This window comes from Streptomyces sp. NPDC001828, assembly GCF_042892175.1.
Lineage (GTDB): Bacteria > Actinomycetota > Actinomycetes > Streptomycetales > Streptomycetaceae > Streptomyces.
Window position 1 is genome coordinate 311622 of record NZ_JBIATV010000008.1, and the last position, 25304, is coordinate 336925.

Below are 25304 nucleotides of genomic sequence, written 5' to 3' on the forward strand. Positions count from 1 at the left end.
GGGTGCGGGGGTCAGCGGCTGTGGCCGGGTCTGGGCGAGGGGATCGCGGCCGGGGCCTGGTCATTTCCGTGTCGCGTTGCGCTGGGCGGGCGCGAGCGCCGGTGTGGGGGCCAGAGGTGAGGGGGCCTTGTGGGCTGCGGTGTTGATTTCCCTGATCGCCTTGCCGTGGGTGGCCCAGTCGTCGAGGTAGCTCCACGATTCGCCGTGGTATTCGGCGAGGGCGTTGTCGTGGTCCGGCGTGCCTGGCTTGGCGCTGGCTGGGAGTGTGTCGAGGGTGAGCAGCCATTGCTCGTGCAGTTCGTCGAGCCGGTCGAGAGCCGTGTGCAGGACGCCCAGTTGATAGACCCAGCGGCTCTGGGCCGCGTTCTCCGGCAGCCGGGTCAGCTGTGTCTCGGCCGTGGCCAGCAGGTGGCGCGCGCCGTAGCGGAGCGTTTCGAACGCCTCGGCGGTGTCGGCGTCGCGCTGGCTCTTGCGTATGCCGTACGTGTGGTCGTCGTGGGGCCAGCCGTCGAGGTCGGTGTGCTCGTCGGAGTAGGCGCCCCAGGCGTCGAGGATGTTCTGGCTGTCCCGCACGTAGTGGTCGAGGTTCCGCAGGGAGTTGCGGTGTGCGCGGTGGTCGGGGGCGATGGGGAGGAGTCCTGTCGAGTCAGGGGCGGGCGACGCACGGCATGGGTCCGGTGTTCACCGGGGGCGGCGCGGGTGTGGTCTGCTGCCGACGGGCGGAGCGTGCCTGCGAGCGGAGCGACGTGACGCGCGCGGTGTGGGCGTCGACGACCTGCTCTGGCCGCAGAGGGCTCGCGTATGTCGATATGCCACGACGGTTGGTCGTGGAATTCGCTCAGCAGACGCAGTTCGATATGGCACATGGAGTCAGGCGAGCTCGCGTAGACGCCTGATGCGCGGTGCCAGCCTGCCGAAGTCACCGCCCGCCACGGGTCTGCCTGCTGCCGAGGCTTGGTGATGAGGGCATCGGTGAAGGCGGCAAGGATCTCGGCGGGCATGAGTTCGCCGAACTCGGCGTACCAACCTCGTTCGGTGTCGCTGGATTCCGTCCGTAGCCGCCACCACGCCGAGGTGGTGGTCTGCGGATCGAACTGGAGCCGGTGTCGATGGTCCGGACTGGTCATGACGATTTCGGCACTCAGCAGATCGGAGACGGTGTTCCAGCCGCCGGCGGCCAGACCGTGGGTGACGTGGCGGGCATCCCCGGGGCCTGCCAGGTGGCGGGGGCTGGTGTCGAGCGGAATCTGCGTGGCGTGCTTGTCGGCGAAGGCCGCGAGCTGGCGTTCACTCAGCGGCACGGCTGCACACTGCGGCGTGCGTGGGTGAACTGCCGTACAGGAAGCGGAGTTCGTCCAGCACGTAGTGAAGAGTGTGCTGGTCGGCCAGTTCCCACGCGGCCGTGCGCAACTCGGTGATCAGCAGGTTGCCCTGCGGCGTGCGCGGTGTGTCCGGGTGCTCCTGCACGGCGCGGGCGAGGGCGCGCAGCGTGTCGGCGAACTGGACGGGCAAGCCATTGTATTCGTCGAGGAGAGGCTCGACGAGGGCGAGGGCCTCAGCGGGGTCGGGGGCCTCGCGCAGATAGTCAGTGAGGTCGGCGAGCGTTTCGGTCAGGGTGCGGATGGTGTCCGGGGTGAGTGCCGGCATCGGGCTCCTTCGGGGCCGGGGTGGGTGATCAGCGGCGGTTGCCTACGCCGCCGGACGGCGTGTGGGGACGGGCGCTGGTGCGCGGCCTGGTGCTGGGGGCGCTGTTGCGAGCCCAGGTGGCGGCGCGGGCGGCGGTGATACGGGCCTGCTGCCATGCGCTGAGCTCACTGGGGCGCACGGAGACCGACCAGGTGCGGATCTGCGCGCTCGTCGGTACGCGTCCGCGTGGGCGCATCACCGGCCCTGGGCTGGCGAGTTCGGCGGAGAGGGCTTGCACCAGGTGCATCGGGGTGTTCGGGGTGAGGGTGGCGGTCCAGCCGTTGCCCTGCTTGTCCTGCGCTCCGGTCCACCACATCGCCTGTCCGTCGGGATCGTGGCGGTACTGCATCCACGCCGTGCCGTCGGGGCTCGTCGCGATGTAGTCCTTGCCCTCGAAACGCGTGTGCCAGGTCTGTTCCTGCAGCGGGGCCCAGACGTTGGGGGCGTGGGCGGTGAGGGGGCGCGTGAGGGCGTCGGTCAGGCCGGCGACGATCTCCACCGGTGCCTGCCTGCCCAAGTGGGCGGACCACTCGCCGTTGGCGCCGTCCGCGCGGCCGTGGATGGTCCATCCGCCAGGGAGAACGTAGGGGTCGTAGGCGATGCGCACGGTGCGGTCCGGGCTCTCCAGGTCCAGGGGGCCGCCCGTCTTGGACCTGTCGCGCCAGCCGGAGGCACGCAGGAACTCCGAGACGTGCCGGACGTCGCCGCCGCCGGCCAGGGTGCGGGGCTGGATCAAGTAGTGCTGCTCGGCCTGCTCGCCGGGCCCCCAGCCCTGCCACTGCGTCTTCTTCACCGGCGGCGCCGTACGACGAGCGGGGCGGGGACCGGAGGCGTGGCCGCGGTGGTGGTGGGCTTGGTGGCGACCTCTCTGAGTGTGGCGCGGTGTTCGTCGAGATCTGTGCCGATGGCGTCGAGGTCGTTGGTGGCCCGGCCGAGGGCAAGACATACCTCGGCCGGCAGCACGCCGCGTTTGGCCTGGGCCATGGCCACGGTGCTGCCCACGGACACGAGGCCGGTGACGCTGTCGAGCAGACCGTCGTCGGGATCGAGGACGCGTGCGATGACCTGCATGGCTTCATGCGGGGGAAGCTGGGCGAGGTGATCGGTCAACAGGCCGAGTTGCCGGGTGATCTCCTCGACCAGTTTCACCGGATGAGAGGTGGAGGGGGACATATTCCTTCGTGGGGCAGAGGGACAGTCGTGGCGGTGATGTTCATCCGCTGCCTCTCGGCGAGCACGGCTTCCGGGCGGGCACCGGCCAGCGGGGAGCCGGGGTGACCGGTGGGGATGCAGGCGCGCAGGTAGCGGCGGAAGAGGGCGGTCGCGATTCGGGGCGTGAGCCGGTTGCTGATCGGTGGGGGGTTTTGGGGTGCTACGAGGTTCTCCGGAAGGTCGGGACGGGGTGGCCCCGGCAGGGTGCCGGGGCCACCCCAGGCGCCGGCAGGCGCCATTGGTGGGCGTGACGGGAACGGGCCGGTGTCGGCTGCTGAGCGTCAGCCCGTCGGCGGGGCAGTGATGCGACGGCGAGGTCGCTGCGCGGGCCTTGAGTGTTGGAGGCGAACTCCAGCACTCAGGAATGCGGGCTGCGGTTCAGTCACCGAGACCTGGTGGCCGATGTGCGGCTGCTCGACGGGATCGGCGGAGTGGATGCCGCAGTGGCGGCGGGCGTGGTGCGGCCCGCGGGATGCTGCAAAGCCGTGCCGATGCCGAGTGCGTCGAGCTGAGGGCCGAGTGCGCGCAGTGCTCGGGCCTGAGCCTGGGTGTCGTCGCCGTCGAGGTGGTAGATGCCGCTCTGCGGGTCCCGCAGGAAGCCGTGCGCCGTCAGGACAGCGCCGGCGCGCTCGTCGGCCGGGGCGGTGGCGACGCTGCCGTCCGGCTGCCAGGTCAGGACGAGCCGGTCCGGCTGGGAGGGCTGAACGCCGCCCAGCGCATTGTGGCGGACCTGGGCGAGCGCGCCGTCGTAGCGAGCGAGCAGGTCGCCGGCGACCTGCTCGGCGCCCAGAAACGGGTCGTCGGCCAGCGCAATACCGTTGGGCTCGGGGACGGCGCGGTACGCCTCGCCGGGCAGAGCCCGTGGGGCGACGGCGGCTATGAGCAAGCCGTCACGTTCGTCATGCCGGTCGAGAACGACGAGCTGTGCGCCGTCCGGGCGGCTCAGGACGGCTGCCTGCTGGAGCGGATGTTCGGCGAGGGAAGCCGCAGCCAGGTCCAGGTCCCAGATCCGTGCCGAGAGTTCGGCGAGGTCGTCCTTGGCATCCGGGGGGAGGTGGGAGCTGGTCCAGGTATCGGGGAGTTCACCGGCGAGAACGTCGGCGTACGAGGCGAGGCGCTCGGAGGTGTCGTCGTGGTCGTGCATGGTGTCCTTGGGCGAGTTGGTGTCAGAGGCGCCGTCCGGCGGCCACCGGGGGCGGCGGAGCCGGGAGCACGCGTGGCGGGGGCGGGCAGGCGCACACGGCGGAGCGTTCGCGTTCAGTCGCGGGGACGTCTGCGCTGCAGATGCTGCGACCGGGGTGCGGGGCGTGCCGATCGGCGAGCTGATTGCGGGTGTCGGCCAGATCAGTGCGGATCAGGCGCAGGGGCTGGTCGGCGAGGTAGCGCAGGCGCCGGGCGATGTTGGGGTCGGCCGCGTGGCCGAGCCCGTCGTAGAAGTCGGCTGTGGCGGTGAGGACTTCTTCCAACGCGGCCAAGACGCCGTCGTGGGCGGCGGTCAGCTCGGTCAGGGCCTCGGCCGCCTCGTCCGTCGTGACGGCTTGGCCAATGCGCTCGGCGAGGTGAGCGACGGAGCTGCCCAGAGGCAGGTCGCTCGATGGACGTGCATCGGTGTCGAAGACCTCGTCGCATTCGACGTAATATCCGTTGGCCCGTAGACGGGCGACGGCGTTGGTGGCGAGGCGGTCCTCGTCCTTGTCGGCCAAGCCGGTGGGGGCGCGGTGGTAGGTCTCGTGCACGCGGGTGACTGCGACGAGTCCCGCCCGCTCCAGGATGCTGTGTGCTTCGGAGTCACCACCGCGGGCGAGGATTTCGCCGGAGTGCGGGTCACGGCGGACATCCAAGAAACGCTCGGCGAGGGACAAAGGGTGTGGTTCTCCTACAGCGAGCGTTGGGCGGTGTGCCGGGTGGCTGGTGGTACAGGAGGGATCCGGGGCTGGGCCATGCGAACGGCGGCGGTGTCCAAGTCCTGCTGGATGGCGTGGAGGCGGCGGGCGAGCAGCTCCAGATGGTGGACCGTGTCGGTGCCGGCGGATCCTGGCTGGCGGGCGACGCGGTGGGCGGCGTGCTCGATGAGCCCGCGGACCGCGGCCAGAGGGCCGGTCCGTTCGTCGGCGAGCTGCGCGAGAACACCCGCGAGCGAGGTGGATGCCGTGGGCACCGTCGGGGCGATCGGCCGGCCTGTGGGCTCGCCACGGACGCGGACCAGGTGGAGGTCCCGCTCGATGCGGCGCGCCTCGCGCGAAAGGCGCCGCAGGATCGTGGGGGGTGCGGCGTCGAATCCGCGGTCATGGCGGACCAGGTTGGCGATCAGATCGAGGCGCCCGGGCTGGGCCTGGACGGCGATCCACCGGCAGCCGCTGGCCTCGCCGGGGACCTCGATGCCGGCAGCACGCGCGAGGCGACGAGCAGCCTCGGACCACTCGGGGATGGTCAGCTGCCGGTCGTCCGGATGCAGGCGCACTTCGAGGTGAAGGATGCCCAGACGGTCGTCGGGGCCTGCGCCGATTGTGTGTTCAAAGAATGCCCCTGCGAGGTGCTCGGCCCATTCGAGGGCTGTCCAGATCTCCTGCTCGTCGTCCAGGGTGAAGTAATCCAGTCCCGGCCAGTGGGCGACGACCGTGTGCTCGGTCAGGCCCTCGGCCGGGGAGACCGGCCGCCCCAGTGCCTCGGAGAGCGGGGCGTGTGGCGTGTGCGTCCGCGCGTGGACGCGGGGGATCACCGGCCGCCCCGGATGTCGGCGATGTGCACGAGCTGGCCCAGGGCGGTGGTGGTGTACCAGCCGCAGTCGATCAGTTCGTCGCGGTCGGCGAACCGGGTCAGGAGCGCGTCCTCCATGGCCCGCAGGTGGATCAGGCAGTCCGGGCAGCGGCGCGAGAGGTGCACGAGGTAGCGGGGGTGGGCGGTGACGTAGGACTGGTCTCCGCCGGTCGCGTCCCGCAGCCGCCATCCGTTCTCGTCGGTCGGGGTGTGCCAGGACGGGGCCACGACGCGCATCGCGTCTCCCCACAGTTCGCCGGCTGCCACCCCTTTCAGCACGACGACGGTGTCACCGGCCTGAAAGTGCTGGTGTGTGATGTCCCGGTCGGGGGTGAGCGGGTCGGGCGTCGGCGCGAACGCCGACGGAGGTGGGGGCTGGGACATGAGTTCCTTCCACGCAGTGGCTGGCGGGGTGGGAGCATCAATAGTCCGGAGGAACGCCGGTTTGGCTAACCGGCGATCGTCGCCTATGTTGCCCCGCCATCAGCGGAACGGGTTCTCCGTCCCGCGGTCCGCCTCGGTGGCCGCGTCGAGGAGTTCGAGCAGGTCCGTGCCGTCGGCGTCACGCTGGTCTATCCACCATCCGGCACGGGTGACGGACCGTGCCTTCTCCTCCAGCTCCGCCCAGTCCGCCTCGTCCCAACTCCCCTCCACGACGAGGGCGGTGTGCGCGGCGGTCATGAGCTGGTGACGGGAGCGCTCGCCCCAGTCCAGGGCCTTCTCCGGGCCCTCCAACTGCGGCATGTCGAACTGCTTCGCCCACGCGAGGGCAGCCTCCTGTTCTGCGGCGCGCTTGGCCGCGAGCCACTCCTCCTTCGAGGCGGTGTCGGCGTCGCGCGCTGCCTTCCAGCAGTCGGTGCAGTCCCGGCCGGCGAGCCAGCGGGCGAATCCGGCCCGCTGGTCGGCCGGACGTCCGGAAAGGTCATGAACCACCTGATGGGAGCAGGTGTGCTCCACGGTCCACTTGGTCTGGACAGCCATGTGTTGATCTCCTCAAAGGGTCGAGAAAACGGGGGAGTTGCGCCCGGATCAGGGCGTCTTGTGGCGCCCTCGGACGGGGCGGCGGTGACGACCGCGGCGCGCGCATCCGGTGGGGCCGAGGTGCCGCCGCGCAGCGAGAAGGACGCTGAGCGCGAAGGCTGAACCGGCGGCGGGGAGCACGGCACTGGTCAGGGACTGCTCGGCGAGGCGTCCTGAGAGAGCGGTCCCGGCGGACTGCCCGGCGCCGATCGAAAGGATCAGCCAGGCGTACGCCTCGTTGGTGCGGCCCGCAGGTGCGAGGGCACCGGTGATGACGTAGGCGCAGGCGACCACGATGCTCAAGAACGCGCCGGGCGCGGCGACCGTGGCGATGGCCGCGCAGGGGCCCGGGAGCGACAGCAGGGGGAGCCATCCGGTCAGGAACGCGGCTGTGGCGATGATCAGTCGCCTGGTGATGGTGCCCTGCCAGGTGCGACGTCCGTAGATGAGGCCGCCGATGAGGCTGCCGGTGGAGCACGTGGCGGGGATGATGCCCGAGAGCATGTCCTGGTGGTGGTGCTCGGCCATCGTGATCGACCACACGTTCATGGCTCCGAGCGCGAACCCGACGCCCGTGAGCGCGATGAACAGGAACACCAGGCCGGGGCTGACCAGCCGGTCAACTGCGCCCGTCCGAGGGCCGTTTGGCGGCGCTGGCCGCCAGCGTCGTGACGGCGGGGCGAGTACGACCACGAGGGTGCCCGCCAGGCCGAGCACGGCGGTGACGGCCAGTGCGACGCTCGGGCTGCACGCGGAGGCGAGCGCGGCGACAAACACAGGTCCGGCGACGTAGAGAAGACCCTGGGCGCCGGTATCGAGGGCCAGCGCGGCGTGCCGCAGCCGGGGGTCGGGCAGCACCGTCGGCCACAGCGCCCGCAGCCCGGCCTCCAACGACGGCACGGTCATGCCGATGCCGACGACCAGGCCCAGGGCCAGGCCCGGCCCGCCGGACGGACCGGCCACAGGCAGGATCACCAGGAGCGCCGCATTGAGCAGGGCCGCCGGAAGGTGCACGGCACTTTGGCCGTGACGGTCCATGAGGCGTCCCTTGACCGGCTGCACCAGCGCCGAGGACAGCCCGTAAAGGGCGCTGAGCAGCCCGCCGAACGCGATACTGCTGCCGCTCGCGGTGGCCCACAGCACGAGGGCGACCGGCACCATGCTGTCGGGGAGCCTGCCGGTGAGGGTGCCGCCGAGCAGGCGGGCGACGTACGGGCTGCCCAGCACCGCGCGGTAGGTGATGCGCGGTGCCCGGGTGGGGAGTGCGGTCAGGGACAAGAACGCTTTCTCGTGGTCAGCGGTGGCGGGCGGGCGTGCTCGCGTAGGCCGCCGGAGTGGGGGGCGTGGTGTCCACGGCGGGGCGCGGGCGGACGCGCAGCACGGGGGTGCGATGCGGAGGCAGGACGGCGATGGTCGCGCCGAGGTCCTCGGCTGCTTCTTCTACTTCGCGGGTGAGGAATTCGATCTGCCGTCCCAGTGCCCAGAGACGGGCCGCGATCTGGCGGCCTTGCACGGTCGCCAGCGCGCTGGCGAACTGGCCTCCGGTTTCCAGGAGTTCTTGGAGACGGACCATCGGTCCTGCTTCGTAGCCGCGTTGGGTGGCGGTCAGCAGGGCGTTGGAGGCGTCGCCGGCGTGCTGTGCCTCGATGACATCCCGGATGAGTTCCTGAAGCGAGACCTCGGGGGCAGGCTCGGGCCGGTTGAAAAGGGAGAAGTCGGGGCGCAGCACACCGGGAGGGACTGCCGCGGGCAGCATGTTCCCCGGCATGTCGGCGTGCGTGTAGTGCCCGATCACCTGCCAGCCCGGAGTGTCGGGGTCGCCTCGAAGGGCGACCACGGTCGAGTTGTCGTCCTCGACCAGGTCGGCGAGGAAGATCGGTTGCCCGTCGGCGGTGTGCCAGGACTCGGTCAGCTCCAGTTCGCCTCGTTTGTGCGCGGCCTGGGCCATCTCGGTCCACATCCGCTGTTCCTCAGCGGTCAGCGGAGCCTTTTGGTGCTGCTCGCTGTGCTGGTCGGCGAGGTTGCTGGCGATCGGGCTGTGATCGGCCCAGGCGGCGAGGTAGGGCCACAGGGCTGCGTGCTGGGCACGTTCGGCTGGAGAGCCGGGGGCGGCAGGACGGTCGAGTGCCCGGCGGATTTCGGCGGTGGCGGTGGCCAGGCCGTCGAGTACGGAGCGCCAACCGGCCAGGTGCCGAGCGGGCGGCAGTTCGTCGAGGGCGCGGCGGGCTGCATCGAGCAGAGCGTCGGCGTGCGGGGCAAGGTGAGTGAGGTATGCGTCGAGCGCGGTCTTGTCGCGGTGGGCGCGTGCGGCTGCGGCGGTACTTTCGTGAACGGTGCGGCCATAGCGGTCCCGCGTCGTGTCGAGGGCCCTCGCTGTCTCGCAGTCGATCACCGACATGCGCAGGCGGAAATCGTGTGCGCTGCGGGCGAGTTCGGGTGATTGGGCCAGTGTCCCGTCGGGGTTGGGCGTCATCGGGACCGGCCCCCGCCCGCGGTCATCAGGTGGACGGTCGGTGCGTAGGCGGGCTTCGGCGGGACCAGCCGGGCTGCGGGCAGGGAGGTCGTGGGCGGTGTCGCGCGGCGCTGGGTCGTTCGGCCGGCGGCTTGGGCGAGCCGACTGCGGCGCTCCAGGAGGCCGTTCGGGGGGACCGGGCGGGGCGGGGCCTTGGATCGGGCCGGGTCGAGGCGGATGTCGGCCTGCACGGCGAAGTGCAGGCGGCGAAGGTCGTGGACGGCCTGGCGGATCCGGCGGGGGCCGTCGCGCTCCGGCTCGCTGAGCCGGAACAGCCCTGGTTCATCCGGGATGGGCTCGAACTGCTGGCGTTCTAGGTACCAGTGGGCGACGTGCGCGGGAAGGGCGGAGGCGAAGGAGGCGACGAGGCCGTGTTCCGCGTGGTCGCCGAAGGCGAAGTGGGGGCCGGGGTGCAAGGGGGCGGGGTTCTCCTCACGGTGGTGGCTGGTGCGGTCAGGGGCCGCGGTGCGTGGCACGGCCTGCGGCGGGAGGCCGTGGTGGTGCGGTGACAGGGAGGGAGGGTCGGCGGTGGGGAGCGCTCACGCGGACCTGCCGCAGGAAGACTTCACCGTCGGTGAGCCAGGTCTTGATGGCCAACCAGGATCGATTTCGGCGCTCGGCCTCCGACACCTGTCCGCTGCGGATTTCGTCGACCAGTGCCTTGGCATCCGCTACGGCGTCGGCCAGGTGGGAGAGTGCCGCGGCGTCGTCGGGCCACGGGCTCCTGTCGGGACGACAGCGGTCGAGCAGCGTCGGGGCGTGGTCGATGACGACGAGGAAGCGATGCCAGGCGTGGTCGAGGAACATCTGGGTCGAAGTACCGAAGGCGGCGGCGCTCAGCGGGGTAGCGTCGCTGAACCGGCCGGAGGCGCTCAAGGTCTGCCAGGTGCGGTGCTCGGAGCGGATGTACCCGAGCGCGGTGGCGATGTCCGCATTCTGGTGGGCGTGGATGGCCTGCTCGTAGGAGGGCAGATAGCGGTCGGCGAGGATCTGGGCAGCCTGCCCGGGAGATGGCGGCAGGACGACGCTGCGCGGAGCGTATGGATCGCCGTAGCCCACATCGAGCCCCTCCGGGGCGAAGGCGCCCACGAGGTGATCGAGTTGATTGCCAGGCCGGTCGATGAGCAGCAGCGTGGTGCCCTGCACCACATCGGTGAGGAAAGCGGCGCAGGGAATCCGCTCACTCTGAACGGCACGGCCGAGTTCACCGCTCCCAGATCCAGGGAACCAGATCTTCCTGCCCGGCGGGGTGCGGGTAGATCTCGACCGATGCCTCCCACTGGCCGGGTAGTTGGTGCGCGAGGTCGCGCGCGGCGTCGCCGATGAACCGGCGGCTGCTCGTGTGCACGCTCGCGCCGTGCCGCTTGGCGGACGCGAGCAAGTCGGTCTGGGCTTGCGCGGGGCGCCAGACGCCGTCGCTGTCGCGCTGGAATCCGCACTCCGCGAGGGCGGTATACGCCAACGGGTACTGCTCGCCCGAGGCGACGGCGACGATCCCGGACTCATGGCTGGACGAGAGTAGGATCTGTGCTTCAGCCACGGGCGAGATCCTCTGTAGGTCCCGCAGTTCCGTGAGCAGCGGGCTCAGCGCTTTCGTCTGTTCCGCACGAGATGGACACTGTTTCGTGCGGGTGATCATGAGCAGAGCGCTGCTGTCGAGGGTGGGTCAGTATCATCCTCTGAGGTCGCCTGCTGAAGGCAGATCGATTCTGCGTCAAATTGTGATGCCTCCACGGATGGCGAGTGGGATGCGTCAATGGTCGCGAGAAAAGCCGGTTTCCCTAACTGGCGATCGTCGGCTATGTTGCCTCGCGCGCTCGGCGCGGGACGATGCCGCCGTAAGCGCCGTGCAGCTGACGCCGCCGTGAGCGAGGCCGGCTTCTCGGCCTACTGGCCTACCGGCGGGACCGCCGTGTGCGCCATATGCCCCATGCGAACATCCCTATCAGGAAGACCAGCAGCACTATGGCCGCGATCTTCCCTACCGCCCCATCTGGCCAGTGTCTTGCCGCCAGCTCCATGCCCTTGCCACCTCGCATCGAAGTTCGACAAAGGACCGCCTACCCCTGCGCCTTGTGCCTCACCGTCATCGCCGGCACGTCAATCGTCGTGGAGTTCTGCCTGGACCTCGGTGGGACGGGCGGAAGGTGTATATGTCGAGGACGTCGGGCGTATCGGCGAGCCCGGGACCGCCGTGCTCGATCCAGGTGATGTTGGCGGATGCGTCGGGATCGTTGACGAGTCCGAGCCAGACGGGTCGGCCGCCCTGTCGGCGTTCTTCGGCGGAGGGCTGGACGACGATGATGTTGGTGCGCTCGCAGGCGTCGAGACAGCCGGTGCCCCCTACGGTCGCGGTCCGTCGAGGGACTGGCGCAGTTGGCGCAGCTGGGCGGTGGGGTCGAGGCCGGGGATCTTTGCGATGCCGTAGCAGCGGCCGCGGCAGACGGGTGGGCCGTGCGGGCCCCGCAGGTGGGGGCGGAACGGTCGGCGCGATTACTCACAAGGTGTCCTTGCCGAGGCGGGGCCAGATGGCGTCGCGTAGCAGGCGCAGTCTGTTCGTCCCGACGATGACGGTGGAGCCTTCGTGACCGGCGACGCCGAGTGGCAGGGAGAGGGTGTCGATCAGGTCCCAGGTGACCAGGACGGTGATGAACGCCACGGCCATGACTAGATTCTGGGCGACGAAGCGGCGCGCGGTGCGGGAGCGACTGCACGACCTTGCAAGAAAGCCAGGCTCGTACCGGTCTTGGAGTAGGAGGCTCTAGGTCGGGTAGTCAGGGTCAACCCCAAGCGAGCGGCACGTGAGCCGTTGGCCCCGATGCGAGGCACACCCCGCTCGCGGCCAGTACTGGAGTGGTGAGGTCAAACCCGGCGTCGGTGGCGTGGACGGCGATCACCGTCGTGAAGACGGAGCTGCCGTTCGCGGTCGAAGCACCAGGGGAAACTCGGCATCTGCGACGTTAGCTGCCGATGCCGAGTTGCTTCAGGAGCTCCGGCCACTCCTCTTCGGCTGTCGGGTAGCCCTTGGCTCGGCCCTCGCGGATGCGCTTGTCGAACTGGGCTCTGGCCCGGGGGACACCGAACCTGGCAGACGGGTATCCGTAAGGTTCGAAGTTCCGCCGGAACCAGGCCGTGCGTCCCGGATCGTTAACTTCGGCCTGTACTTCTTCCAGTTCGTCCAGGACTTCCAGAACCTGCTGGTGGGTAAGCAGATACAGCTCCCGTAGGCTCTTATCCCCAAGGACAGCGCCGTTGAGTAGTGAGCCCGTGCCGCTCCAGCGGAGAGACAGATCCATGGCGACGTGCCAAACGACCGGGTTCTTCTTGCCTTTGGTTCGGTTGCACGGGCGGCATATCGGCAGCAGATTTTTCAGTTCGTCCGCGCCGCCGTCCGAGAAGGGGATGACATGGTCCATCGTCTGAGATCGGCGGAAGCAGTACAGGCAGCTGCCGTCACCGGCAGAAAGCACGGCCAACCACTCCCAGATCATGAACCGTCGGCGTCGTCGCCCCATCGCCAGTCTCCCCTCGCCGGCACGGCACTGCGCTGTCCCAAAGAGAAGACTCTTCCATGGAGCGGACCTGTTCCTCGACGCGTCGTTCCCGCTATCGTCCAACGCGAGTCCGGAGGTGCGCGGTGTTGCCGTCAGCCATTGGCGAGGATTCGCATCCTGCCTGGGTGTCACCGAGCACTGGGTGACCTACCAGGGCGTCATGAGCTTCATTCGTCATGGGGTTCTGGCTCGTCTGCTGGAGGGGCCTTGCTCGGTGAGCGACCTGGCCGAGGAAGCCCGCAACAAAGGGCGAACTTCCGCTACGCGAGGCCTGCCGTCAGCGTAAAGAGCTCGCGAAGCACTCTTTCGAGTGGGATTGCACTGCCGAATGCTCCGTGAGTTGCACAGCAAGCGACGGTTGCGGTTAGCTGCTGCCACCTGGCAGGTGGCAGCCAGGTCCGGGCGCCGCGAACCGACCCTGACGCCGACGGACAACACCACCCCGTGCCTTGCCCGTCTCGCGCACTAACCCGTACGCACCGCTTGCTTGTGAACTTCACGCACCTCCTGCCGGGTCGGGGCAGGAACAAAGGAGAGCGTGATGCGCATCGAGCAATACATCGTCGACGTCCGCCGCCAGCACACTGGCGAAACGCTCAGAGAAGCGCGGCTCCGCCTGACCGAACTTCCGGACTGGTCCGAGGCCATTCCCGCCGCCAGGGACTCCGATCAAGCGCGACTGGAGTCGTACTTGCTGCACGCGCTCGGTCAAGGACAGGGGCTTAGCCCGCTCGGCGTCAGCGAAGTCATCCCCAGCGCCGACCAGATCGTACTGCGTCTGGAGTCGCCGGAGCCCTTCTCCTCGCTACTGGGACTGCTGCCCTACAAGGACCGGCGCCGGTCCCGGCACGGTGTACTCGACCTCCGTGCATATGCCGGCCGACAGGGCATCGAGCTCGCCCTGGGCAGGAACGCTGCCGGCCGCGTCCTGGTCCTTGGTCCCGAGGGCTGCGACCTCGCCACGATCCTGGACGCCCACCGGACGGCGGTGGAGGAGCAGCGCTATGAGCCGCTATGGACCAAGGGCACCTCGCACGGCCCGATGCCGCAGCCCCTGCGCCGAAGCACGCCAACGACGAGCAAGACGGCTAAGCCGGTGGACCCGCACACAGTGCGCCCGTACCTCGCCAGCGGGCTCCTGCGCCGCCTGCACCTGTGGTCGTCGCTGACCAGCGGCAGCACGGTGACGTTCACCAGTCAGGCGCACAACTCCGGCCTGAACTGGACGGTGCAACACGGGGTGCCACGCCAACGCCCCTTGCACGACGATCGCGTCGCCATCGCGCTGGCCGAGACGGTGGCCGGACCGGGACTGGTCGTTGACGCGGACGGTCACGAATGCGATCAGCAGCAGTGCGTCCAGACCTTCACCTCCGGACGGCTCACCGTCCGCACCATCCATACCGACAACCCCCGCCCCGCTCAGCGGCCGGGGCGCGCACGTGCGAGCATCCTGTCGACTTTTCTGAGCGAAGCGCAGCCTCCAGCAATCGGCGCAGGAAGATCACCGGGCGGGCACGTCCTCCAGCTTGTGGATCCTTGGGGTGACGATCGGCTGGAAGCGGCCAAGCAACTCGCCGCCGTCTGGGCACAGCAGGAGCTGCGCACCCTGGTGCTGCGCGTGGACAGCAGCCGCAGCCGGCGCGGTGAGAGCGGATCGTGGGAGCGGGCGCGACTGACCGGTGGGCCGGGGGCCATGTTCACAGGGTATGCCGACTTCGTCCATGGCGATCTCGAGTCCGAACTGGACCGTGCCCGAGCAGAGTTCGACCACATCATCATGATGAAACGCCAATGGACGGGCCTGCCTCTGGCGGGCCTTTCCTCGCTGGCCGACGACCACGTCATCATCACAGGAGGAGACTTCGACAGGACGACGAGAAGCACCAGCATCCGGGACGGCGAACTACGGCGCACCACCATCCCGCTGACGTCCAGCGAGTCCGCGGTGGCCTGGCTGAACCGTCACCTGTCAAGGGTTCCCTTCGCTGAGGTGCCCCTGACTGGCCTCGTCCTGTGGTGCGCGCACGACGAGCGCGGACCCGACACCTTTGACGCCGCAGTCGATGTCCAACTGGCCCGCCACGGCATGCCGGTTCTGGGCAGATTGCCGCGTGCGCCTCGCCGCAGCCCGCACCGCACCGTGCTGGACTGCCTTCCCGACCAGCGGCGCGTGTTCGAGACACGGCAGGCCATGCAAATCCGCAGCAGCCTCGGGCCTCCGCGTGAGAAGGCGGAGGTGTTCCTGGTCGCCCTGCGCGAGTACGCCGAGTGTTAGCGGGACCGAATGCGAGCACGAAGCCGTAGGGGCGGATACGGAGACAGAAGTGGGATGTCCGTAGGACTCACGAACGCCCCGCCCAAACTGGGAGATCGTTGATGGTCGGCAGGTGACAACTACTGGGCGTCACTGGTGTCCATGATCACGCGCTAATGCCTTAAGAATCCTAACGAAATGATCTTCTAGGTGGTTGGATTACTCCGGGACCGTTGATCGGGGTGCGGGGTGGCTCGACCGCCCCGTCCGAGACGGCGGATGAGCTCCACGACGACCAGGTCCACGGCGAAGCTGAGGGAAGCATCTGATGAGCGTGATGGACTCTGCCCTGCGTGAGTCGCTGAAGTCACTGCGACTCTCGGGGATGCTGGAAACCCTCGATGCCCGCCTGGCCCAGGCCCACGGCGGCGAGCTCGGGCACCTGGACTTCCTCCAGGTCCTCTGCCAGGACGAGATCACCCGCCGCGAGACCGTCGCCTTCCAACGACGCCTGAGTCGGGCAAAGTTCGAGCAGCAGGTCACCCTGGAGGAGTTCGACTTCACCGCCTCTTCGAAGCTTCCAGCCGCCCAGATCCGCGACCTCGGGGCCCTTCGCTGGCTCCATTCGGGCGAGTCGGTCATCCTGTTCGGCCCGGTCGGGGTTGGTAAGACACACGTCGCCCAGGCCCTCGGCCATCTCGCGGTCCGCCAGGGCGCCCACGTCCGGTTCGCCAAGACCAGCCGGATCCTCGCGGACCTCGCCGGCGGCCACGCGGACCGCACCTGGGACAAGCGGATCCGTGAACTGGTACGGCCCGACGTGCTCATCCTCGACGACTTCGCCATGCGCCAGCTCGGAGCGTCCCAGGCCGATGACCTCTATGAACTGGTCAGCGAACGGCAGGGCCGGTCCCTGATCATCACCAGCAACCGGGCACCCAGCGACTGGTATCCCCTCTTCCCGAACCCGGTCGTCGCCGAGTCGCTGCTGGACCGGCTGATCAACACCAGCCACCAGGTCATCATGAACGGCCCCAGCTACCGCCCGAACAAGCGACCCAAAAACCCCACCGACAAGCCCGACAAACCCCCGGTCCGCTAACGCCCAGCCCAGTCCACGTTCCATTCCCGCGGCAGGTCCTCGTCACAGAAGACGCAGACGAAGTCCTCCTCCCGAACGATGTTCAGCTGGCTACAGGCGGGACAGCGCCGGAACACCACCTCGTGGGTGAAGCCGGGAGGGTGCTCGATCCCGGCTGAGTCCAGAGCCTTCGCGACGGCCGGCCACGAGCTGATGTCCGGGCAGAATCCGGTCGACTGGTTACTCACCTCGGCGACCACCCACTGCCCGGACTCTTCGCGGAAGCTCATCTCCCCGGCACCGAGCACGGGGCCGCCGCCGGCACACACCACGTGCTCGCTCCGGCGCGGCGCGAGCCGCAGCACACCCGCCGAGTCGATGACGAACGTGAAAGGCTCGGCCAGCTCCACCGCCGCCAGACCCGACACCCAGTCGTTGAAGTCCGATGCCGAGTGGATGCTTCGGCCCTCAGCCTCCGGCCGGACAAGGGCCCGCAGATCAGGCGGTCCCACATACCGATAGCTCCACCCCAGCAAGTTCACGCTGGCCAACCTAACCCCCGGCCGCGGCCAGGGCCTGGGGAATTACGTGAACTTACGCCTGGGGAATAACGAGAACGTTCACATTAGGGGTTCTAAGAGTTCAGAGGACGGTCAGCGGCCCGAGTGGTCGATGACGTTGCCGTTGGAGCAGTTGTTCTTGTGGTTGCCGGTCCAGTCGCTCAGGGCTGGCACCACGGCGAGTTCCTGGATACATACGTCGGCGGCGGTGAAGTTCCAGTTGTTGGCGGCGTTGACTCCGCTGCCGAAGTTGTCGTCATTGTCGGCGTGGGCGGGGGCGGCGAGCGCAACGCTGGCGAGGACCAGAGCAGCGGCGCTAATGATCTTCTTCATGTTCTGGAAACGACCCGTGTGCGTCGGCGATACGGTCGATCACTCTTATGCCAGTACGACCCACCAGGAGCCATGCGCTGTATCGACTGCACCGAGCCCGCGACCCATCGGGGAGACGAAGTCCTGTTGACCGGGGCAGAACCGGCAGTAAGCACCACCTGATCACCGACGCCACCGGCATCCCGCTCGCCGTCTCGCTGACCGGCGGCAACCGCAACGACGTCACCCAGCTCATCCCGCTCCTCGAAGCCGTGCCTCCCGTGCGAGGCAAAAGAGGCCGACCCCGTCGTCGCCCGGACGTCGTGCTGGGTGACCGCGGCTACGACCACGACACGTATCGCCGCCTTGCCCGAAAGCTCGGAGTGAAGCCCGTCATCGCCCGCCGGGGCACCGAGCACGGCTCCGGCCTAAGGACCCAACGCTGGGTCGTGGAGCGCGCGTTCGCTCATCTGCACTGGTTCCGCCGCCTGCGGATCCGCTGGGAGATACGCGACGACATCCACGAAGCCTTCCTCACCCTCGGATGCGCGCTGGTCTGCTGGCGGCGCCTGGCCGCCCTGCCCAGAACCCAGACGCCAAAAGATTGACACGCAGGTCGCTCCGGCTGCTTCGCCCTGTGTTCTCTTAGCTTGGACGAGACAAAGATTTGCCGGGAAGGAACCAAAATGTCGAATATTCGCGTCCAACAGTTGTCCGACCAGTTGGTTACCAAGTGGACCTCGCCCCAGGGTGTTGAGCTGATGGCCGCGGGAGCCCCGTCGTCGGCGGCCTCCTCGAACACGGGCCGCTCACCCTCCAAGAGGCCTCCCGGCTGCTGGACTGGCCCGCCGACCAGATTCTCGACCGCTTTCGCGCCATGAGTTTCGACCTGGAAACCGACAGGCGGGGTCGCATCATCGGCGCCGGTGTCTCCCTCAACGACCAGCGCCCTCACACCATGCAGCTCCAGGGCCAGCGCCGCTACGGCTGGTGCGCCATGGACGTGCTGATGTTCCCCGTCGTCTTCAAGGAGCCGACGAGCACGGTCACCTCTCGCTGCGCCGCCACCGGCGAACCGATCGCCCTCACCGTTACACCGGACGGCATCCGCGACCAGAGCCCCGCCACCGCGTCGGTCACCATCGCCCCCGCCACCGGGGCGGACATCCGCGAAGTCTTCTGCAACCGCGTCAACTTGTACGCCACCGCCCAACTCGCCGACACCGCAGTGGCCCGCGACAGCGACCTGGCCGCCTGCACCGTCGACGAGGCGTGGGCCATCGGCAAGCGCCTGGCGGATCTCTTCTGATCCGATGCGCCATCAGGCCACTCGATTGATCATTCTGTAAGGAGTTCTAAGTCGCGCCCGATCACGCGGAAATGTCCCATGGAGTCGTGGAAGCTGCATCCTCGCCGCGACGCATCACAGCGCGCAGGCTGCGTCCGTAGGCCCAGGCGTGTTCTCTGGCCGCTGCCTCCAGCTGGTCGTATTCCGCCTGGGCTGTCATCTGACCGTCCCATTTGCGGTATCTGTACACAGGAGTGGGCAGCAGGATTCCGGGCGCGAGAGCGGTTACGCCGAGGGCCGCGCAGTAGTCCTCGCCCTGGACGAGTCCGCCCATCGGCGCGGCGCGAACCAGGTCGGTGCGAGCGAGGATCGTGGTCGGCCCGATGGGGATGGTGTCCTGCGGCGACTTCCAGTACGTCCACACGTCACCGGCCTCGTGCCGGCCGGGCGGCGTGGGGCACCGCCACACGGAGGTCGAACCGTCCTGGTACTGATCCTCGCTCCATCCCGCACACCAGCCCACCCCGGTCGATTCCAGCGTGTCCAGCCTCACGGACATGGCGTCGTCGGTGAACTCGTCATCGTCGTCGGCCCAGTTCGTGTACTGCGTCCGAACGTGGGCGAGGGCCAGGTTCCTGGCGCAGGCGGCGCCGACCGGACGGGGCAGCGCCAGTGTGCGGACGCGGGGGTCTTGCGCGAGAGGGGCCGGCAGGCGGTCGGGCGAGGCACCATCGATCGCGATCACGGCCTCCCACGGCACGGTCTGCCGGGTGAGGCTGGCGTGCATGGCGGTCAGGTAGTCGAGCCGGTCTTCGCGCAGACGGCTTGCGATAACGACGGTGATCAGGGGTGTGGTCTTCGGGGGCAGGGAGGGCTCCGGGGGACGAGGGGAACTAGCGGCGCGTGGCGGGGCGCGAGGTACTGGACTTCGCCGGGGCGCCGGCGGGAGCACTGCGGGGTGGCGCGCTGTGTGATGCCCGGATCGTGGGCGCGTGGGCGCGGGAGGACCAGGCTGCCGGGTGGTCGTCGAAGACGGTGCGCGGGTCGGTGGCCCAGTCCACGACCGGGCCGATGTCCTCGTTCAGAAGGCTGATCACCTCAATGCCTTCCGGGCGCAGGACATATCCCCACTCGGCGCCCTGCTCCTCGGCGGTGGTGTCGGTGACCGACATGCGCACCGGCGGTGAACCGTCCGGGGTTATGAGGTGATCGAGGGTCCGGCTGGGCCAGTTCTCACCGCCGGTCAAGGCATCCACGAGTGGGCGTGGGGCGCGGTCGAGGAGGTCGGTGCCGAGTTCGCTCCAGCCGACCGAGACGTCGTCGATGAGGTGGCAGGACATGGCCTCGATGTCGCGATCGAACTTGTACTGGTAGGCGGCCAGGAGCAGGGGGAGGTGGTGGCTGGGCAGGCCGTCGGACTGGACATGGATGCCCGTGTATGCGCTCCAGGTGGTGGGGCGGGCGATGAAGGAGAGAGTGGACAGGGAGTTCTCCGGATCGGGCAACGGGGACGGGGGACGTTGTGTTGTCGCCGAGGGCCGCAGGTGTGGTCAGGCGCGGTCCGACCAGGACGCGACCGGGGGGCCGGAGGCGTCGGTGCGGGCGCAGGTGTAGCCGATGAGGCGGGAGGGGGCGGCCTTCGCGGGGACGGTGGCCGCGTCGTTGCACACGAAGGTGAAGGTGATGGAGGTGCGGGGCACGTCGTGGAGCCATGCCCGGTCGGACGGGCCGGGATTGATCTGGAGGCCGGGGTGTGCGACGGCGTCCGTCTGGGTGTGCGTGTGCGAGAAGAGGACCAGCGCACCGCCGTCGGTGGTCTTGAGGGCGTACGTGTCGCTGTAGCGGTTGTCGGCGCCGGCGAAGACGGTGGTGCCCTGGTTTCCGTAGCGGGTGCCGGCCTTGTCGTGGACTTCGACCTGCTGCTCACTCGCCCTGGTCGGCGTGAAGACCTTCTTGCCGGTGCCTCCGGTGGCGAAGTTGTCGATCACGCCTGCGCGCAGGAGGTCGGCATCGGCCGCGAGCTCCTTGTTGCCGTTGGCAGGGACAGCGGTGGCGTATCCGCCGCTGTCGAGGGCGACGCTCGGCATCTCGGTGCTGTCGAGGTCGACGACGGAGACCAGCTCCCAGCGCTTGTGCTGGGGCTGTTCGGCGAACACGCCCAGCCGCGAGGGGGGCTCGCCCTTCTGGTCCGAGAGCGCGGCGGCGAACCAGCGGTGCTGCCCGGCGCTCAGCCGCGGGATGTACAGCTTGGCGTCTGCGGCGTCGTAGGACCACGGCTTGTACGGCTTGCGGTCCGCCGCGGGAAGTCCTTCGGCCTCGGTGTAGTCCGAGACGGACATCGCGTATGTCGGGCCGTCTTCGATCGTGTCGAGCAGGCGCCGGTTGTTGTCGGTGTTGGCCTCGTTGTTGATCTTCGAGTAGAGGGTGATGACGGCGCGGGCCTGGGTGTCACTGAGCGCGGGTACCGGCGCCTGTGCGGTCGGCGCGACGGGGTTTTGCTTCGTGGGCGGGCTGTCGTCGCCGCTGCCGCAGGCGGTGGCGGCGACGACGAGGAGCGCGGCGGGGACGAGCAAGGCCAGGGCGCGGCGGGCGGTGTGGATGAGCGGGCTCCTGAGAGTTGGGGGATGTGGGTGGCGGCCGAGGTACTTGCTCGACGGACCTGGACGCGGGCCGGGTCTGGCGGTCAGCGGAGTCGTGGGCGTGTGCCGACTGGTGGGTTGGCCGGTGCGCGTGTTCCGCGGACGGGTGGGTTCTGCGAGATCACGGCACCCACGCGTCCCGTGCCTTGGTTTGGGGTTGGAGTTCGTCGCGCGGTGTGGGGAGCGGCGGCCGGTTGTATGCCGCCGGGGAGGTCGGCTGTGTTGGCGAGCACGGTCTGCAGGGCCTGCTCGTAGCGGGGCAGGAGCCGCCGGATCACTCGCGCCGCGGCCCGGGCAGGGTCCTTGGGGACGGCGATGCCGTGGGGTTCGGTGACGGCGTCGTAGTGGTGCGGCTCGATGTCCGGGCGGGCTGGGGTGAGCGGTGCGACGACGAACTGGTGCGGCCAGCGCGGCCGTTCGGTGACATACAGCCGCTGATCGGCCGGGCCGTGGAGCACGGCGTCGTGGTTGAGGACGTACCGACTGACGAGGTGGTCGACGTGGCCGGTGTCCCAGAGCTGTGCAGTGCGGGGGAACTGGTCGGCGTACTGCGTGTGGCGTTGGTAGTCGCAGGTCCAGGTGCCGGGCAGGCGGTCGGCGAGGGCGGTGGCGAAGGCGGGCAGATCTGCCTGGGGTGGGGGCATGTGGTCCTTGCGGCGAGCGGGGTCACCGGGTGTGTCGCATCGGGGCCGGAGTGAGCACGTGCGGCGGTAGCGACGGTGGACGGGCCGGGGCAGACGGCGCCCGCCGTGCGGGTGTGATCGGGGTGAGGGCCCGCATGCGTTCCTCGGCCACGTGCAGGACCTCTCCGAGGTTGCGGATCTCGGCGGCGGCGTCGGCAAGGTCGTAGGACAGGTCGAAGCCGTCATCCTCCTCGGCTTCCTTGGCCTTTTCGCCGGCTGCTTCGAAGAAGTCGCCGAGCTGTGCGAGCAGGCCCTTGGTGGGTTCCAGGATCTGGTGCAGCAGGGCGGCTGCATCCGCGTGCGAATTGGCGCCGTTGAGACGGTCGGTCAGATCGCGCACCGCGGTGCCGTAGACGTAGTCGGGGGTTGGTTGGACTGGGTGCACGGAGGGGCCTTCATGGTGCGGGGCGGACTGGGGCAGCAGGCCGAGTTCGGTGAGGCGCTGGTCGATCGCCTCGATCAGAGCCTGGGCCCTGCCGCCATGGCGGGCTTGTGGTTGCTCGGGGCCACCGGGGTAGGCGGGAGGCGCCGAGTCGTAGATGCGCTCGAACAGGCTTGACCGGCCGCTGGTGTGCTCACGGGTCACGATCCAGCCCTCGGGGTCTCCGGACGGGCGCCTGGAGGCAGGTTCCTGCGGCGGGCTGATGATCAGGTGGCTGTCGTCAGGCAGCGAGACGCGCACGATGAAGGCGCTGAGTCCGAACTGGACGTCGCAGGGCAGTCCGCGCTCTCGCAGCGGTGTGGTGATGTGCGCGTGGCGACGCCACTGCTCCTGCCACCACGGTGTGTTCACGTTGTGGTGGTCGGGGAGCGGCGCGAGCGGGTCCGAGCGGACGGCCGTGGCGTTCGCGTCGTCAGCGTCCACGGCCTCGCCTGCCGGACGCCGGACGGTGTGGCTGAGGAGGCCGGCTTGGGAGGTCGGCGTCCGCGTGCGGGGGCGCACCCAAGTCGCTGTCGTACGCGTTGTCGGCGGTGATCAGGTCGTGTTCTATGCGGGCCGTGCGCTCGGCGGCCTCGGCCACGAAGTCGTCGTGTTCGGCCCGGCGCTGCTGGTACGTGGCCCAGTCGGCGTCGCTGAAGTGAGAGGGGTTCAGAGCATTCCTTGGGGAGATGGAGCGGATTGAGCTTCGGCACCGGCGCGTTCAGCGGTGACGGCCACCGGGCCTGGGCGGCGCGGGGGCCAGTGGGTCTTCCTTGCGGGTGAGCGTTGTGAGGAAGCGGTGGAAGCCGAGGTGGTCGTCGAGTTCCTTGGCTGCTGCGCGAAGGCATCGCGAGGCGCCGCGCAGGGAGGCGCGGGCCGAAGCGTGTTCGATGAACATGCGGTTCGCGACGTGGGGCTGGTCACGCGGGTCGGTGGACCGGAGCAGGGCCAGGGCGCACTCGGCGGTCTCGTTGAAGTGCGGTGCTGCGTGGCTCGACATGGTTGCCGCCGCGGCAAGGTGCTTCAGGACCGTGCTGCCGGCGGACGTGGTGTGGTGCGGGCTGCGGGCGAAGTCGGCCGTGAGCGCGAGGACGTCGCGGGTGAGGTCGTGTGCGTCGATGGCGTGCTGGAGCAGCGCGGTGTAGGAGGGCTCGGCCGGCACGTGTCCGTCCTCGTCCAAGAGCTCCCACTCCTGGGCGGCGCCATACAGTTTGTCTGTCATCGAGTGCAGCGCGCCGAGAAGGTGCTCGACGTCCGCGCGCGGTATCAGGTCATGTTGGAAGTCGGGCGGCATGGAGCTGCTGTTCCTCAATGCATTCGGGCGTCGGTGTCGAAGAGCGCCAGTTCGTGGCTGTGCAGCAGGTGCTGCACGATGAAGTCCCTGCCTGCGACTTTCCACAGCCCGCGGCCGCGATTGAGGTGGGCGATGGCGTCCATCTCGACGGATGTGAGGCCGAGCAGGGAGGCTGCGGCGTGCAGCTGGTCGGTCTCCTGGCGGTAGATGATCCGGGTCGAGCAGTCCGCGAGGAGACCCTCGGCCAAGGCCCGACCCTGGGACCCTGCGTCGCCTGCGGTGAGCAGGTCGCTGAGCCGGTGGATCACCAGCAGGTTGGCGATGCCGAGCCCGCGGGAGAGTTTCCACTGGGCCTGCATGCGCTGGAGCAGGCCGACGTGCCGCATCAGCCTCCACGCCTCGTCATAGACGATCCAGCGCCGGCCGCCATTGGGGTCGGAGAGCGCGGATTCCATCCAGGCGGAGGCGCAGGTCATCGCGAGGACGAGCGCGGTGTCGTCTCCGCTGCCGCCGAGGCGGGACAGGTCGATGGTGAGCATCGGCGCGTTCGGGTCGAAGGCGACGGTGGAGGGGGCGTCGAACATTCCGGCCAGGTCGCCGTGGACCAGGCGCCGCATGGCGTGGGCCAGGTCTCGGGCGGCGTCGCCGAGCTGGCCCGACATGATCCCGGCGGCCTGTTCGAGCGCACCGGGGTTGTTGAGGGTGGCGGCGATGTCGCCGAGGAGCGGGGTGCGGTGGCTTGCGGCGGCGTGGGTGACGACGGCGTCGAGGGCGACGTCCAGGGCGGTGTGCTCCATGGGCATCAGGTCCCGGCCCAGGACGGTGCGGGCGAGGGAGCCGAGTAGAAGGAGGCGCCGCTTGCGGATCTCGCCGACCCAATCGGCGTCGGACACGCTCTGCGGGCGCGGGGCTGCGTCCAGGGGGTTCAGGCGTCCTGGTAGTCCGGGACCGAGGGCGACCGACCGGCCGCCGAGGGCTTCGGCGACTGGCGTCCACTCGCCCTTGGGGTCGCACGGAACGTAGACCCTGTATCCGAAGGCGACCGAACGCAGCGCGACCGACTTGGCGAGGGCACTCTTGCCCTGGCCGATCACTCCCGCCAGCAGCAGGTTCGGATTGGTGAACCCCTCGACCTTGCCGTACAGCGCGAAGGGGTCGAAGACGAAGGAGGCTTCGGCGTGGACGTCGCGGCCGATGTAGATGCCTTCGGCGCCGAGCCCGCCTTCGGCCAGGAACGGATACGCTCCGGCCGCGACGGCGGTGGTCATGCGGTGGGCGGGCAGCTTCAGCCGGTTCTTCCGCGCGGAGGCGGGCCCGGGGCGTCCGCCCGGCGGGTAGAGGCCGGCGGGCATCTCGAGCTCGGTGGATGCGCTCTGGAGCTGCTGCGTGCCGGCTTCCGCGCGGGCCTTGGCGATGGCCTCCGCGAGCTGGCGGCGGGCGGCCTTGCGGCTGCCGCGGTCGGTGCCGTGGGGGGTGAAGAGCGGGCTGGCGGAGGCGCGGCGGGCGCGCCGGGCGGGCCGGTGGCTCATCGGTGGCCCTCGTTTCTGCGGGTGGCGCTCATCGCACGCACGCTGTGGTGTGCGGGCGCAGGTCGGTGGGGGTGGTCTTGCGGCGGATGATGTGCCCGGCGGTCAGGTGGCGTTGGCAGATCGTCAGCACGGGGGGTCCCTCGGGCAGTCGCTCCGGATGGCATGTGCCTGCTTCGGCTTCTTCTGTGCTGTTGGCGGGCAGCAGGTGGAAGGCGGAGTGGACCTCGCTGATGGCCTGCCAGAGGCGGGTATGCGCGGCGGTGAGGTGGCGGCCGGCCGCGGGGTGCGGCGGCCGGGTGGTTTCGGCGAGCCGGTCCAGGAGCTGGAGCAGAACGGTGAGATGGGCGTGCAGCACGTCTAGGTGCAGGCGGTCCGCCGGGGGCTGCCTCGTGTCCGACGGTGTCAGTGCCCGGGTGTGATGGCGTACTCCGGCGCTCGCCGCGCGGAGGTAGGGGTGCGCGTCGCCGTGCGCGGCGGTCGTGTGGATCAAGGGGACCTT

At 69.4% G+C, this 25304-nt stretch carries 28 protein-coding genes and 4 pseudogenes; 4 read left to right on the forward strand and 28 right to left on the reverse strand.

Annotated features, from left to right (window positions below):
• Positions 1 to 60: 60 nt before the first annotated feature.
• The 18 genes and pseudogenes from ACFYZA_RS23505 to ACFYZA_RS23590 form a co-directional block, all read right to left on the reverse strand.
• Positions 61 to 573: a hypothetical protein gene (locus ACFYZA_RS23505; protein ID WP_388492554.1), complete on the reverse strand. Its 513-nt coding sequence runs from the start codon at positions 571 to 573 to the stop codon at positions 61 to 63.
• Positions 574 to 1016: 443 nt separating this feature from the next.
• Positions 1017 to 1127 (reverse strand): annotated as a pseudogene (locus tag ACFYZA_RS23510) (DUF317 domain-containing protein); the annotation flags it as partial.
• Between the two features lie 160 nt (positions 1128 to 1287).
• Positions 1288 to 1647 carry a hypothetical protein gene (locus tag ACFYZA_RS23515; protein WP_388492556.1) on the reverse strand — a complete coding sequence of 120 codons (360 nt, stop codon included), beginning with the start codon at positions 1645 to 1647 and terminating at the stop codon, positions 1288 to 1290.
• Positions 1648 to 1675: 28 nt separating this feature from the next.
• Entirely contained in the window at positions 1676 to 2479 is an 804-nt protein-coding gene (locus tag ACFYZA_RS23520; protein ID WP_388492558.1) for a DUF317 domain-containing protein, read from the reverse strand.
• Complete coding sequence (locus tag ACFYZA_RS23525; protein WP_388492559.1) at positions 2476 to 2859, reverse strand: hypothetical protein; 384 nt, start codon at positions 2857 to 2859, stop codon at positions 2476 to 2478. Before ACFYZA_RS23525 ends, ACFYZA_RS23520 begins: the two co-directional genes overlap by 4 nt.
• Positions 2860 to 3280: 421 nt before the next feature.
• On the reverse strand, positions 3281 to 4042 hold the full coding sequence (locus ACFYZA_RS23530; protein ID WP_388492561.1) for a hypothetical protein: 762 nt from the start codon (positions 4040 to 4042) through the stop codon (positions 3281 to 3283).
• A 22-nt stretch (positions 4043 to 4064) separates the two neighbouring features.
• The gene (locus tag ACFYZA_RS23535; RefSeq protein WP_388492562.1) at positions 4065 to 4739 is read right to left on the reverse strand and encodes a hypothetical protein; all 675 of its coding nucleotides are present in this window, start codon (positions 4737 to 4739) and stop codon (positions 4065 to 4067) included.
• Positions 4740 to 4774: 35 nt separating this feature from the next.
• Entirely contained in the window at positions 4775 to 5617 is an 843-nt protein-coding gene (locus ACFYZA_RS23540; protein WP_388492563.1) for a relaxase/mobilization nuclease, read from the reverse strand.
• Positions 5614 to 6039, reverse strand: coding sequence for a hypothetical protein (locus ACFYZA_RS23545; RefSeq protein ID WP_388492564.1), 426 nt, complete (start codon positions 6037 to 6039; stop codon positions 5614 to 5616). The genes ACFYZA_RS23540 and ACFYZA_RS23545 overlap by 4 nt, the downstream gene beginning before the upstream one ends.
• 99 nt (positions 6040 to 6138) lie before the next feature.
• On the reverse strand, positions 6139 to 6636 hold the full coding sequence (locus ACFYZA_RS23550) for a hypothetical protein (RefSeq protein ID WP_388492565.1): 498 nt from the start codon (positions 6634 to 6636) through the stop codon (positions 6139 to 6141).
• 48 nt (positions 6637 to 6684) lie between these two features.
• Positions 6685 to 7953, reverse strand: coding sequence for an MFS transporter (locus ACFYZA_RS23555; RefSeq protein ID WP_388492566.1), 1269 nt, complete (start codon positions 7951 to 7953; stop codon positions 6685 to 6687).
• A 16-nt stretch (positions 7954 to 7969) separates the two neighbouring features.
• Positions 7970 to 9148, reverse strand: a complete 1179-nt coding sequence (locus ACFYZA_RS23560; protein ID WP_388492568.1) for a hypothetical protein — start codon at positions 9146 to 9148, stop codon at positions 7970 to 7972.
• Positions 9145 to 9603, reverse strand: coding sequence for a hypothetical protein (locus ACFYZA_RS23565; protein ID WP_388492569.1), 459 nt, complete (start codon positions 9601 to 9603; stop codon positions 9145 to 9147). The genes ACFYZA_RS23560 and ACFYZA_RS23565 overlap by 4 nt, the downstream gene beginning before the upstream one ends.
• 37 nt (positions 9604 to 9640) lie before the next feature.
• Entirely contained in the window at positions 9641 to 10336 is a 696-nt protein-coding gene (locus ACFYZA_RS23570; protein ID WP_388492570.1) for a hypothetical protein, read from the reverse strand.
• A 55-nt stretch (positions 10337 to 10391) separates the two neighbouring features.
• Entirely contained in the window at positions 10392 to 10727 is a 336-nt protein-coding gene (locus ACFYZA_RS23575; RefSeq protein ID WP_388492571.1) for a hypothetical protein, read from the reverse strand.
• A gap of 546 nt (positions 10728 to 11273) precedes the next feature.
• Positions 11274 to 11656 (reverse strand): annotated as a pseudogene (locus ACFYZA_RS23580) ((2Fe-2S) ferredoxin domain-containing protein).
• A 28-nt stretch (positions 11657 to 11684) separates the two neighbouring features.
• Positions 11685 to 11891 (reverse strand): annotated as a pseudogene (locus ACFYZA_RS23585) (heavy metal translocating P-type ATPase); the annotation flags it as partial.
• Between the two features lie 256 nt (positions 11892 to 12147).
• On the reverse strand, positions 12148 to 12702 hold the full coding sequence (locus tag ACFYZA_RS23590; RefSeq protein ID WP_388492573.1) for an HNH endonuclease: 555 nt from the start codon (positions 12700 to 12702) through the stop codon (positions 12148 to 12150).
• Between the two features lie 580 nt (positions 12703 to 13282).
• Here ACFYZA_RS23590 and ACFYZA_RS23595 point away from each other — a divergent pair.
• Both ACFYZA_RS23595 and istB read left to right on the forward strand, forming a co-directional pair.
• On the forward strand, positions 13283 to 15019 hold the full coding sequence (locus tag ACFYZA_RS23595) for a hypothetical protein (RefSeq protein ID WP_388492574.1): 1737 nt from the start codon (positions 13283 to 13285) through the stop codon (positions 15017 to 15019).
• A 307-nt stretch (positions 15020 to 15326) separates the two neighbouring features.
• A complete protein-coding gene (istB, locus tag ACFYZA_RS23600) occupies positions 15327 to 16100 on the forward strand; it encodes an IS21-like element helper ATPase IstB (protein ID WP_168531939.1) in 774 nt (257 codons plus the stop codon).
• Here the strand turns inward: istB and ACFYZA_RS23605 are convergent.
• Positions 16097 to 16621, reverse strand: a complete 525-nt coding sequence (locus tag ACFYZA_RS23605; protein ID WP_388492576.1) for a hypothetical protein — start codon at positions 16619 to 16621, stop codon at positions 16097 to 16099. The genes istB and ACFYZA_RS23605 overlap by 4 nt on opposite strands.
• 111 nt (positions 16622 to 16732) lie before the next feature.
• Positions 16733 to 16972 (reverse strand): hypothetical protein, encoded by a 240-nt coding sequence (locus tag ACFYZA_RS23610; protein ID WP_100573581.1) that lies wholly within the window; start codon positions 16970 to 16972, stop codon positions 16733 to 16735.
• A gap of 119 nt (positions 16973 to 17091) precedes the next feature.
• On the opposite strand from ACFYZA_RS23610, the pseudogene ACFYZA_RS23615 reads away from it, so the two are divergent.
• Together ACFYZA_RS23615 and merB are read left to right on the forward strand one after the other, a co-directional pair.
• Positions 17092 to 17559 (forward strand): annotated as a pseudogene (locus ACFYZA_RS23615) (IS5 family transposase); the annotation flags it as partial.
• Between the two features lie 269 nt (positions 17560 to 17828).
• Entirely contained in the window at positions 17829 to 18260 is a 432-nt protein-coding gene (merB, locus tag ACFYZA_RS23620) for an organomercurial lyase (protein ID WP_388492577.1), read from the forward strand.
• 61 nt (positions 18261 to 18321) lie between these two features.
• On the opposite strand, the gene ACFYZA_RS23625 is transcribed toward merB, so the two are convergent.
• The 8 genes from ACFYZA_RS23625 to ACFYZA_RS23660 form a co-directional block, all read right to left on the reverse strand.
• Positions 18322 to 19086 (reverse strand): glycosyltransferase family 2 protein, encoded by a 765-nt coding sequence (locus ACFYZA_RS23625; protein ID WP_388492707.1) that lies wholly within the window; start codon positions 19084 to 19086, stop codon positions 18322 to 18324.
• Between the two features lie 46 nt (positions 19087 to 19132).
• Positions 19133 to 19648, reverse strand: coding sequence for a hypothetical protein (locus ACFYZA_RS23630; protein WP_388492708.1), 516 nt, complete (start codon positions 19646 to 19648; stop codon positions 19133 to 19135).
• A 141-nt stretch (positions 19649 to 19789) separates the two neighbouring features.
• Positions 19790 to 20812 carry a hypothetical protein gene (locus tag ACFYZA_RS23635; RefSeq protein ID WP_388492579.1) on the reverse strand — a complete coding sequence of 341 codons (1023 nt, stop codon included), beginning with the start codon at positions 20810 to 20812 and terminating at the stop codon, positions 19790 to 19792.
• A gap of 110 nt (positions 20813 to 20922) precedes the next feature.
• Positions 20923 to 21522, reverse strand: a complete 600-nt coding sequence (locus ACFYZA_RS23640; RefSeq protein WP_388492580.1) for a hypothetical protein — start codon at positions 21520 to 21522, stop codon at positions 20923 to 20925.
• Positions 21523 to 21544: 22 nt separating this feature from the next.
• The gene (locus ACFYZA_RS23645; RefSeq protein ID WP_388492582.1) at positions 21545 to 22426 is read right to left on the reverse strand and encodes a hypothetical protein; all 882 of its coding nucleotides are present in this window, start codon (positions 22424 to 22426) and stop codon (positions 21545 to 21547) included.
• A 277-nt stretch (positions 22427 to 22703) separates the two neighbouring features.
• Positions 22704 to 23204, reverse strand: a complete 501-nt coding sequence (locus ACFYZA_RS23650; RefSeq protein WP_388492583.1) for a hypothetical protein — start codon at positions 23202 to 23204, stop codon at positions 22704 to 22706.
• Between the two features lie 86 nt (positions 23205 to 23290).
• Positions 23291 to 24805 carry a VirB4 family type IV secretion system protein gene (locus ACFYZA_RS23655; RefSeq protein WP_388492585.1) on the reverse strand — a complete coding sequence of 505 codons (1515 nt, stop codon included), beginning with the start codon at positions 24803 to 24805 and terminating at the stop codon, positions 23291 to 23293.
• Positions 24806 to 24833: 28 nt separating this feature from the next.
• Positions 24834 to 25292 carry a DUF6238 family protein gene (locus tag ACFYZA_RS23660; protein WP_388492709.1) on the reverse strand — a complete coding sequence of 153 codons (459 nt, stop codon included), beginning with the start codon at positions 25290 to 25292 and terminating at the stop codon, positions 24834 to 24836.
• Between the last annotated feature and the right edge of the window lie 12 nt (positions 25293 to 25304).